Origin of the sequence: Ensifer sp. MJa1 (assembly GCF_037026475.1) — a bacterium.
GTDB lineage: Bacteria > Pseudomonadota > Alphaproteobacteria > Rhizobiales > Rhizobiaceae > Ensifer.
On the sequence record NZ_JAKUMO010000001.1, the window covers coordinates 539,098 to 549,259 of the forward strand.

The following is a 10,162-nucleotide window of genomic DNA, read 5'->3' on the forward strand; positions in this document are numbered from 1 at the left end:
CGCAACATCCACGCGGAGGTACGTGGGGACACGATCGTGTGCCCCACATCCCTTCTCCCCGCTTGCCGAGGGAGAAGGTGCCGGCAGGCGGTTGAGGGGCCGCCTGCCGGTTGTTTTTCCAGATCTGGTATTGCTGAGCGATCAGCCGCCGGTGACGCTCATGTGGCGGGCGACGGCGGGACGGTTGTGGTCGCGGTCGATGATGAAGTCGTGGCCCTTCGGCTTGCGGCCGATTGCCTCGTCGATCACCTGGCTGAGGTAGGCGTCGTCATCGGAGGCCCTGAGTGCCGTGCGCAGGTCGGCGGCGTCGTTCTGGCCGAGGCACATATAGAGCGTGCCGGTGCAGGTCAGGCGCACCCGATTGCAGCTTTCGCAGAAATTATGCGTCATCGGCGTGATGAGGCCCAGCCTGCCGCCAGTCTCGGCGACCTCGACATAGCGGGCGGGGCCGCCGGTGCGGTAGGGAATGTCGGCGAAGGTGAAAGTCTCTTCAAGCCGTTGCCGCATCTCCGAGAGCGGCATGTAATGATCGGTACGGTCTTCCTCGATCTCGCCCATCGGCATGGTTTCGATGAGGGTCAGGTCCATGCCGCGGCCGTGCGCCCAGCGCATCAGGTTCGGGATTTCCTGATCGTTGAAGCCCTTGAGCGCAACCGCATTGATCTTGATCTTCAGGCCGGCGGCCTGGGCAGCGTCGATGCCTTCCATCACCTTGCCGAGATCGCCCCAGCGGGTGATCTGGTGAAACTTGGCCGGGTCGAGCGTATCGAGCGAGACGTTGATGCGCTTGACGCCGCAATCGGCAAGTTCGGCCGCGTGCTTGGCGAGCTGCGAGCCGTTGGTGGTCAGCGTCAGTTCATCGAGGCGCCCGGCTTCGATCTCCCGGCCGAGTTCACGCACCAGAAACATGATGTTGCGGCGCACCAGCGGTTCGCCGCCGGTGAGCCTGAGCTTGCGGACACCCTTGCCGATGAAGGCGGAACAGAGCCGCTGCAGTTCCTCGAGCGTCAGCAGATCCTTCTTTGGCAGGAAGGTCATGTGCTCGGCCATGCAATAGGTACAACGGAAATCACAGCGATCGGTGACGGACACGCGCAGATAGGTGATTGCTCGGCCGAAGGGGTCGATCATCGGGGCTGTCTTCTGCTGAAGCGGCAGAGCGCCAATCCTGTCAATTGCGGCTGTGTTCAAAACGTCTTTCTCCCAGCCCTTTCAATGTCGTCACTGAGGATGGCCGCGTCAAGGCGCATACTGTCGCAAAGTGTTGATCGGAAAAGACGGGTAATTCTCGTCGGGCGATTTCTGCGCTACTGCATGGAGTGTCGCTATATCAGAGCTGATCGAGGGATAGAACATGGCAAATAAAGATGTCGCCATGTCTCAAAGGGCCGCGGACGCTGCGGCGCCCCGCGATCGGCAAACAGGAGCAGGTGAGATGAGTGATTTCTGGCCGACGGAGCTGCGTGTGTCGAAGGACCGCCACCGGCTTGTCGTCACCTTCAACGATGGCGCATCCTTCGATCTCTCGGCCGAAATGCTGCGCGTGCTCTCGCCGTCCGCCGAGGTGCAGGGGCACGGGCCGGGCCAGCGGGTGACGGTGCCCGGCAAGCGCAACGTGCAGATCGTCTCGGTGCAGCCGACCGGCAACTACGCCGTGCGCATCGGCTTCGATGATCTCCATGATACCGGAATCTTCACCTGGAGCTATCTGCACGAACTTGGCGAAAAGGGTGCAGAGCTGTTTGCCGCGTACGAGCAGGAACTCGCCGAAAAGGGCATGTCACGCGACAAGACGGAAAAGCCGCGCTAACGTCGGCGCGGCGTCAGGCCAGTTCGTCCTCGTCCTTTAGCAACATCCCGATCAGCCGCTCCATGGAGCGGGTGACCACCATGCAGTCTTCCAGCGACTCGTCGTCCAGCAATCTCTCGATCAGCGCTGTGTGGATCTCCATGGCAGCCTCGGTCAGGCTGCGGCCTTCGGTCGTCAGGGACAGCCTGAGCACCCGTTTATCCTTCTCGTCGCCGCGTCGCAGGATCAGTCCGCGCTTCTCCAGCTGCGGCAGCAGCATACTCATGTTGGAACGGCCAACCAGCAGCTTTCGCGCCAGTTCCTGCTGCGAAATGCCGTCGAAGCGGTAGAGATTGATGAGGATGTCGAGATGCGGCGGCTTGATGTCGAGATGGGCGATCTCGCGAGTCACCGTCTGCTGCATGAGCTGGCAGGCGCGAGCGACGGCGATCCAGCTGCGGAAGCGGGGATGGTCCCAGGGAAAATGGTGTTCTGTCGTCACTTGATTTTTGTTCATCGTTGTACAATTATGTTCAGCATTGAACATATGAAGAGATTCCCACTATGGCATCCTTTGCGATCAAGGTCATCCGTAACGCTCTAAGGGGCGTTGCGGTGTTTTCCCCCGAGGCGGCCGGAAGGCTCGCCTTCAGGCTCTTCAGCGTCACGCCCGGTCGCAAGCCGAAAAATGCCAAGGAAAGGGCGGCGCTCGCGGCAGCGGCGCCTGTCATTGCCCAAGGGCAACCGGTGACGCTTTCCTATGCTGGCGGCTGGGTGCTGGCCCGCCGGTTCGCGGCGCCGCGCCATGCCGCCAATGCAAAGCGTGTTCTCCTGGTGCACGGCTGGGGATCAAGCAGCGACTATCTCGCCGCGATGATCGAAGGTCTCGTCAAGGGTGGCGCCGAGGTGGTGACGCTCGACTGGCCGGGCCATGGCGGCTCGCCGGGGCGCACGCTGACAATGCCTGCGGCTGTCAGGGCGATCGACGCCGCCTGGCGCCATTTTGGCAATTTCGACGTCAGCGTCGGCCATTCCTTCGGCGGCGGGAGCCTTGCCTGCGCGGCCGGCGGTATCGTCTGTGATGTGCGCAGCCACGTGGCGAAAAAGCTGGTGCTGATCGGCGCACCAAGCGAGATGACGTGGCTTTTCAAAGGGTTCGGAAAGGTTCTTCGTCTTGCACCGAAGACGCAGGATGCCTTCGAAGGCGTCGTCGAACGGCTTTCCGGCCGGCGCTTGGATGCTTTCGACGCAGCGCAGATCGTTGGCATGCTCGCGGTACCGACACTGATCGTCCATGCCGAAGACGACAAGGAAGTCGACGCCGAACACGCGCGCCGTTACGCGGCGGCCGGGCCGAATGTCGAAATGTACTGGGCAAACGGCTTCGGGCATCGGCGCATCGTTTCGGCAGCACCCGTGATCGATCGGATCAATGCCTTCATACACGCGGAAGGTCAAAAAGCCGCCGCCTGACCATTTTTCGTTGCTGCCGTCATCAGACTGTCATGCTATCGGTCGAAGGCTCGCTCGAGCCTTGGATCGACCCGCAGATTCCGGGCATCAGGCAGCATTGGAGGACGGCATGTCGATCATCACATCGGTGGAACAACTGAACGCGCTCTATGGCGGTGTTACCGAGGCATCGGTGGCCAAGGTCACCAGGGCGCTGACGGCGGAATACCGGCAGATGATCGAGGCCTCGCCCTTCTGCGCGCTTGCAACCGTCGGGCCGGAGGGGCTCGACTGTTCGCCGCGCGGCGATGACGATTGCGTCGTCCGGATCGCCGACGACGAGACGGTGCTCTTGCCCGACTGGCGCGGCAACAACCGCGTGGATTCGCTGGCCAACATCGTTCGCGATCCGCGGGTGGCGCTGATGTTCCTGATACCGGGTTCGAACACGACGATGCGCATCAACGGCACGGCGGTCCTCAGCGTCGATCCGGAATTGACGGGGAGCTTCGAGGTCGACGGCAAACATCCCCGCAGCGTGATTGTCGTGACGATCGGCGAGGTCTATTTCCAGTGCGCCCGCGCCGTCATGCGCGCGCAGCTCTGGAACCCCGAACGCTTCCTCGATCCTGCATCGCTGCCAACGCCGGGCACCTTGCTGAAGGCGGCCAAGGCCGATTTCGATCGCGAGACCTATGACCGCGAATGGCCGGAGCGCGCTTCCAAGACGATGTGGTAAGCTCGCGCAGGGCTGCAGGTTCTGCTGCCCGGTTCAGCGGTGCGCAGGCGTGGAGGTGCGGGTGCGGCGGCAAGGTCTGGCAGGTGCCTGCACGATCCTTTTCCTGTTTTTGGCCGTGGTCGGCAAGGCGTCGGCCGAACCGGCGCTCGCGAACAGACTGGCTCTGCTCGCCAAGGCCTATCCGGATGCGATCGAACGCATGGACGGTAATGCGCTGATGCTGCGCGACGGCGGACCAGCGCTCGTCATCGACGACGGCAAGCGCAAGAGCCACGCGGAGAAACTTGCCGCTGCCGATATCGAAGACAGCCTGTCGCAGATCTACCCGCTCGGCCGCTGTGCGGAACCGCCGCCGGTCAACTTCGACCCGGGGCGCATCCGCAGCGAGGCACTCATGAAACGGCTTTACGGCGGCAGCGCTGCTGCGGTGAAGCGCGATCTGGTCGGCGTCGATTGGTTCGGCAGACGGCTGCTGGTGACCAGGCGGCACGGTGCTGCGAAGTCTCTGCAGGCGGTCGAGGCCGAGCTTGCTCGACGCCCGGAACTCAAGCGCTTTGTCGTGCCCAGTGCGGGCACCTTCAACTGGCGCCCGATTGCCGGCACGGCAACGTTGTCCGTTCACAGTTTTGGCGCAGCCATCGATATCAACACCGATTTTGCCGATTACTGGCGCTGGGCGGGGAAGGCCAACGCCAAAGCCAAGGCGGGAACATCCGCCTATCGCAACCGCTATCCGCTGGAGATCGTCGAGATCTTCGAGCGCCATGGTTTCATCTGGGGTGGCCGCTGGTATCACTTCGACACCATGCATTTCGAGTACCGGCCGGAACTGATCGCGATTGCGCAGGCCACTGGCGCGAACGCTTGCCGCCAATAACAGGCGGGCGGTCGTGGATTGACCGCAGAGACGACTGGGGCCCGAACGCGAAAAGGCGCCCGGGAGGGCGCCTGGTCTACGTTGCCGATGCCAATGGGGCCGCTCAGCGCCGGTAGATCAGCCAGTTGCGGCCGGATTCCTTGCGCATGCCGTCTTCGAAGAGAACGGTCTTGTTGCGGCCGGCGTTCTTGGCCGAATAGAGCGCAATGTCCGCCTTGTTGTAGAGATCGACCGGATCCTCGGCGGCGGTTGCCATGCAGACGCCAACCGACAGCGTGATCGGGCCGTAGTTGACGCCGGTCTTGGAATTGCGGAAGGGCGTTGCGGCGAGCACCGTGCGGATGCGATCGGCGATCTGCAGGCATTCTTCCTGGGTGCTGTCACCAAGGATGATGGCAAATTCCTCGCCGCCGGTGCGGGCGACGAAGGCCTCGCGACGCAGGTTGGCGCGCAGCACGCCGCCGACGGTCGCAAGAATCTTGTCACCGACCGGGTGACCGAAGGTGTCGTTGACCTTCTTGAAGTGGTCGATGTCGGCCACGAGAAGGCCGGTGAAGTTCTTCAGGTGATCGTTGTTATAGACGGCAGCCAGGCTGTCGTCGAAGGCGCGGCGGTTGGCCAGCCGGGTCAACGAGTCGGTGTTGGCGATCCGCTTGTACTCGTCGAGTTCCTGTCGGATGACTTCCATCTCGAAGGACTTCTGCACGACCGTCTGCACGCGCTCCTTGCCCTGGCTCATCGTCTCGGCGGTCGCCTCGGTCAGGATGCCGATGGCATGGCGCAACAGGTCGGCGCTGGACGCGCTCTTGCTGACGATGTTGACATAGGCCTCGTCGAGAACCTTGTTGTAGTTCTCGAGTGCGAATTGCTCGTCCTTCAGCAAGGTGACGAGTTCGGCAAGCTTGGCGGCAAGCGTTGTGTGAGCGCGCTCGATACCGTTTGAACGGTGGATATGGCTGAAATACTGGGCGCCGATTGCGTCCAGCTCTTCCTGAGTCGCGCGGCTGCCGAGTGCTGCAAGCTCTTTCGACAACTGCGGGTTGGAGCCGAGATAGGCTTCGTAATAGAGCTCGTAATTGCGGGGGATTGGCGCGACACCCATCATGCGCATGGCATGGGTCACTTGCGCTGCGATATCGGGCGTCTGCGATTTGCCCGAGTTTGCCGTTTGCATGTGCAAACCCCCTAATATTAATCAGTGCTTACGGGTTATGATTTTTAGGGGCAAATGATTTGCGAAGTCTTAATATTTGCCGCCGTCGCGTGCCGCCGCTTGATCGTTTGCGGCTTTTTTGGCCGGTTTGTTGCGGAATTGCGACTTCAGACCGCGGCGCCACCATGGCGCCGCGGTGTATCAGAATGGATCAGGCCGGGCTGATCATCGTTTCCGGGCGGACGACGGCGTCGAACTCTTCGTTCGTCACGTAACCGCCGCCGACCGCTTCTTCACGCAGCGTGGTGCCGTTCTTGTGCGCAGTCTTGGCGATCTTGGCAGCGTTGTCGTAGCCGATCTTCGGGGCAAGGGCCGTCACCAGCATCAGCGAGCGGTCAAGCGCCGCCTTGATGTTGTCTTCGCGCGCCTCGATGCCGACGACGCAGTTGTCGGTGAAGGACACGGCCGCATCGGCGAGCAACTGCACCGACTGCAGGAAGTTGTAGGCCATCAGCGGGTTGAAGACGTTGAGCTCGAAATGACCCTGGCTGCCGGCAAAGGTGAGCGCCGCGTGGTTGCCGAAGACCTGGACGCAGACCTGGGTCAGGGCTTCGCACTGGGTCGGGTTGACCTTGCCGGGCATGATCGACGAGCCGGGCTCGTTTTCCGGCAGCGACAGTTCGCCGAGGCCCGAGCGCGGGCCGGAGCCGAGGAAGCGGATGTCGTTGGCAATCTTGAAGAGGGCGGCGGCCGTCGCGTTGATCGCGCCATGGCTGAAGACCATGGAATCGTGGGCGGCGAGCGCCTCGAACTTGTTCGGCGCCGAGGTAAAGGCGATGCCGGTGATCTTGGCGATTTCTTCGGCGACCTTTTCGGCAAAGCCGACCGGAGCGTTGAGGCCGGTACCGACGGCCGTGCCGCCCTGGGCGAGTTCGCAAAGGCCGGGGAGCGTCATTTCGATGCGCTTGATCGAGGAGGCGACCTGGGCGGCATATCCGGAGAATTCCTGGCCGAGCGTCAGCGGCGTTGCGTCCTGCGTGTGGGTGCGGCCGATCTTGATGATGTGGTCGAATGCCTTGACCTTGGCCTCGAGCGCCTTGTGCAGGTGCTTGAGCGCCGGCAGCAGGTCATGGATGACGCGCTCGGCGCAAGCGATGTGCATCGCCGTCGGATAGGTGTCGTTCGACGACTGGCTCATGTTGACGTGGTCGTTCGGATGCACGGGCTTCTTCGAGCCCATGACGCCGCCAAGCAGTTCAATGGCGCGGTTCGAGATCACCTCGTTGGCGTTCATGTTCGACTGGGTGCCGGAGCCGGTCTGCCAGACGACGAGCGGGAAATGATCGTTGAGCTTGCCGTCGATCACTTCCTGTGATGCCTTGACGATCGCATCGGCGATGTTGGAGTCCAGCCGGCCGAGCGCCTGGTTGGTGCGGGCGGCTGCCTGCTTGACGATGCCGAGCGCCCGGACGATCGAAGCCGGCTGCTTTTCCCAACCGATCTTGAAGTTGCCGAGCGAGCGCTGGGCCTGGGCGCCCCAATAGCGGTCGTTTGCCACTTCGATGGGGCCGAACGTATCTGTTTCCGTGCGCGTCGATGTCATCGTGATACCTGCCTTGATCATGCGGTTCATGAAGCCTGGGCGAGGGGCGCCGAGCGGCGGGCCTTCCCAGGGTGCCGGGCATCTCTCTGCCCCGCCGGCCGGAGCTTGTAAAGGGGCGTGGCGGGGCTGGCTATGCTACAATCGTTTGAAAGATCGCGGCGCGCATCGATGCCAGGAAGAAGCTGATTCGGCTGGTCGAAGCGCCCTTGCGCGGTTGTGATGTTTCAGTCACAGCCGCCGGCTTCTTTTGTGGCGGCAATGACGCGCCGCGGCGGGACCAAACACAGTTCCCAAACATAAAATCCATTCGGATCAAATTTTTATGGCTGCTGGAACGTCTTTGAAATGAGGCGTTCTCGGAGCTTTGAAAGGAGATCAGCAGCGGATGCAGGCCGGCGCGTTTCCTTTTCATTCACCATCCTTTTCTATAACTTTCGGTGCACGAGGGCGTGGCGAGAATCTGGCTTCAGCCGAATTCGGCGACAACGCGATACGGGGACGTAGTTTCATATGAGAATTATCAAGACGGCAGCGGTCGTAGCGCTCATGGGCAGCTGTGCGATTGCGACCATGGATGTCAGGCCGGCAGCGGCATTCACGCTTGGGGATTTTATCCGGGCAGGTCGAAAGAAGCCGGATGCCCAGCAGGTCCAACCGAATCAGGTGCTGCCCGGCGTGGGCGGGATGATCGATCCCCAGCAGAACATGGGGGCCAAGCCGCTGCCGAAGGTCACGGGCCCCAAGTACTACACCTACAAGGCGGAGCCGCTGCGCCGGATCTCCACCGATAAGCTGCTTGATCCTGTTGTCACGGGTTCCGTGCGCAACGATGCGCTGCCGCCGATGCTGCGCACGCCGCTTGCCGATGCGCGGCAGTTCCTGCCCGAGATCAGCGTGCGTGCCACCGGCGACGTCGCCAAGGCGGTCGAGGCGCACTACGGCGCCCGCATGGACTACATCTGGATCGGCGCCGAAGGCGTCAATTCCAAGGCGAAGGCTGCGGTGGCGGTTCTCGCCGATGCGGCCAAGGTAGGCCTCGATCCGCAGGACTATGCCGTCAGCGTGCCGGCCGATACGTTCGATCGCGGCGACATGATCGCTCGCGAGAAGGAACTGCTGCAGTTCGAGATCTCGCTTTCGGCTGCAACGCTTACCTATGTACAGGACACGGTGCGCGGCCGCATCGATCCGAACAAGATTTCCGGCTACCACGATTTCAAGCGCAAGTCCGTCGACCTTCTGCCGATGCTCGACAAGATGTCGGCAAGCGGCGACGTTGCGACGCTGCTCAACGATCAGAACCCCAAGAGCGCACAGTTCGCAGCTCTTTCGGTCGAGCTGGAGAAGCTGAGGGCCGACAAGAGCGTTGAGCAGCGGGTCGAGATTGCGCCCGACACGCTTCTGAAGCCCGGCCAGAGCAACCCCGAACTTGCCAACATCATCGCCGGTATCCGCCTCAAGGGCTCGGAGACGTTGAAGACCGAGCACGCGGCCGTGCTTGCCGCCTACCAGGGAGCACCGGAATACACGCCGGAACTTGTCGCTGTCGTCGAGGCCTTCCAGAAGGAACATGGCCTGAAGGCAGATGGCGTTGTCGGCCAGGCGTCGCTGCGCATCCTGACCGGTGGCGACACGGTTTCGAACAAGATCGACAAGCTCGAGATCGCCATGGAGCAGGCGCGCTGGCTGCCTGACGGACTGGGTGATCGCTACGTCTTCATCAACCAGCCGGCCTTCACCGCGACCTATACCGACAAGGGCGCCGAGCAGTTCTCCATGCGGGTGGTCGTCGGTTCGAAGACGAACCAGACCTATTTCTTCCAGGACGAGATCCAGACCGTCGAGGTCAATCCCTACTGGGGCGTTCCGCAGTCGATCATCGTCAATGAGATGCTGCCGAAACTCAGGAGCGATCCGAACTATCTCGATCGCATGGGCTACCAGGTCGAGGTCGGCGGGCGTCCCGTGCCGTCGTCTTCGGTCAACTGGAACGGTTCGACCGCGTCGGTTGCCGTTCGCCAGCCGCCAAGCAGCGACAACGCGCTCGGGGAGCTGAAGATCCTGTTCCCGAACGCGCATGCGATCTACATGCACGACACGCCGTCGAAGAGCTTCTTCAAGCGCGACAACCGGGCGCTCAGCCACGGATGCGTCCGGCTTGCCGATCCGCGCCGGATGGCTGCGGCCGTGCTCGGTACGAGCGTCGAGGATGTCGGCAAGGAGATTGCCGGCGGTCGCAACAAGGCGCTGCAGGTTCCGGTGAAGGTGCCGGTCTACGTCGCCTATTTCACCGCCTGGCCGAACAAGGACGGCGTGGTCGAATATTTCAACGACGTCTATGAGCGCGACATGTACATGGACCGGGCACTCGACGCGACGCGAGACGCGCGGCGAGCCGAAGGGTGACAAAAGAAAAAAGGCCGCGTCGAGCGGCCTCAGACCGCTGACAAACCCGTCGATATTTTCGGCGGGTTTTTGTTTTTGTGGCAGGCATTTTTGTTCGGGCTGTTTTGTCGGAGAGAAAGAAGGGGGCCTTGGCTTACGCCATG

At 62.2% G+C, this 10,162-nt stretch carries 10 protein-coding genes; 5 read left to right on the forward strand and 5 right to left on the reverse strand.

From position 1 onward, the window contains the following. Positions 1-141: 141 nt before the first annotated feature. Positions 142-1,191: a GTP 3',8-cyclase MoaA gene (gene moaA / locus MKZ91_RS02765; protein ID WP_336167712.1), complete on the reverse strand. Its 1,050-nt coding sequence runs from the start codon at positions 1,189-1,191 to the stop codon at positions 142-144. Positions 1,192-1,435: 244 nt separating this feature from the next. Between moaA and MKZ91_RS02770 the strand changes: the two genes are divergently transcribed. Continuing rightward, the gene (locus MKZ91_RS02770) at positions 1,436-1,810 is read left to right on the forward strand and encodes a DUF971 domain-containing protein (RefSeq protein WP_336167714.1); all 375 of its coding nucleotides are present in this window, start codon (positions 1,436-1,438) and stop codon (positions 1,808-1,810) included. A gap of 13 nt (positions 1,811-1,823) precedes the next feature. On the opposite strand, the gene MKZ91_RS02775 is transcribed toward MKZ91_RS02770, so the two are convergent. Continuing rightward, a complete protein-coding gene (locus MKZ91_RS02775) occupies positions 1,824-2,306 on the reverse strand; it encodes a MarR family winged helix-turn-helix transcriptional regulator (protein WP_336167776.1) in 483 nt (160 codons plus the stop codon). 47 nt (positions 2,307-2,353) lie between these two features. Between MKZ91_RS02775 and MKZ91_RS02780 the strand changes: the two genes are divergently transcribed. From MKZ91_RS02780 to MKZ91_RS02790, 3 genes are all read left to right on the forward strand, one after another. After that, positions 2,354-3,262, forward strand: coding sequence for an alpha/beta fold hydrolase (locus MKZ91_RS02780; RefSeq protein WP_336167716.1), 909 nt, complete (start codon positions 2,354-2,356; stop codon positions 3,260-3,262). Between the two features lie 109 nt (positions 3,263-3,371). Next, the gene (locus MKZ91_RS02785) at positions 3,372-3,980 is read left to right on the forward strand and encodes a pyridoxamine 5'-phosphate oxidase family protein (protein ID WP_336167718.1); all 609 of its coding nucleotides are present in this window, start codon (positions 3,372-3,374) and stop codon (positions 3,978-3,980) included. A 61-nt stretch (positions 3,981-4,041) separates the two neighbouring features. Continuing rightward, entirely contained in the window at positions 4,042-4,857 is an 816-nt protein-coding gene (locus MKZ91_RS02790; protein ID WP_336167720.1) for a M15 family metallopeptidase, read from the forward strand. A 103-nt stretch (positions 4,858-4,960) separates the two neighbouring features. On the opposite strand, the gene MKZ91_RS02795 is transcribed toward MKZ91_RS02790, so the two are convergent. From MKZ91_RS02795 to MKZ91_RS02805, 3 genes are all read right to left on the reverse strand, one after another. Continuing rightward, positions 4,961-6,031, reverse strand: coding sequence for a GGDEF domain-containing protein (locus MKZ91_RS02795; protein ID WP_336167723.1), 1,071 nt, complete (start codon positions 6,029-6,031; stop codon positions 4,961-4,963). Between the two features lie 190 nt (positions 6,032-6,221). Then, positions 6,222-7,643 (reverse strand): class II fumarate hydratase, encoded by a 1,422-nt coding sequence (gene fumC / locus MKZ91_RS02800; protein ID WP_442892180.1) that lies wholly within the window; start codon positions 7,641-7,643, stop codon positions 6,222-6,224. Between the two features lie 100 nt (positions 7,644-7,743). Beyond that, a complete protein-coding gene (locus MKZ91_RS02805; protein WP_336167727.1) occupies positions 7,744-8,025 on the reverse strand; it encodes a hypothetical protein in 282 nt (93 codons plus the stop codon). Positions 8,026-8,123: 98 nt separating this feature from the next. Here MKZ91_RS02805 and MKZ91_RS02810 point away from each other — a divergent pair, with 98 nt between their 5' ends. Then, a complete protein-coding gene (locus tag MKZ91_RS02810) occupies positions 8,124-10,019 on the forward strand; it encodes a L,D-transpeptidase family protein (RefSeq protein ID WP_336167729.1) in 1,896 nt (631 codons plus the stop codon). Positions 10,020-10,162 lie beyond the last annotated feature (143 nt).

Coding starts and splice junctions, on each gene's coding strand:
- MKZ91_RS02770 (WP_336167714.1), top strand. CDS start 1,436: ATGAGTGATTTCTGGCCGACGGAGCTGCGTGTGTCGAAGGACCGCCAC.
- MKZ91_RS02775 (WP_336167776.1), bottom strand. CDS start 2,306: ATGAACAAAAATCAAGTGACGACAGAACACCATTTTCCCTGGGACCAT.
- MKZ91_RS02780 (WP_336167716.1), top strand. CDS start 2,354: ATGGCATCCTTTGCGATCAAGGTCATCCGTAACGCTCTAAGGGGCGTT.
- MKZ91_RS02785 (WP_336167718.1), top strand. CDS start 3,372: ATGTCGATCATCACATCGGTGGAACAACTGAACGCGCTCTATGGCGGT.
- MKZ91_RS02795 (WP_336167723.1), bottom strand. CDS start 6,031: ATGCAAACGGCAAACTCGGGCAAATCGCAGACGCCCGATATCGCAGCG.
- fumC (WP_442892180.1), bottom strand. CDS start 7,643: ATGAACCGCATGATCAAGGCAGGTATCACGATGACATCGACGCGCACG.
- MKZ91_RS02805 (WP_336167727.1), bottom strand. CDS start 8,025: ATGAAAAGGAAACGCGCCGGCCTGCATCCGCTGCTGATCTCCTTTCAA.
- MKZ91_RS02810 (WP_336167729.1), top strand. CDS start 8,124: ATGAGAATTATCAAGACGGCAGCGGTCGTAGCGCTCATGGGCAGCTGT.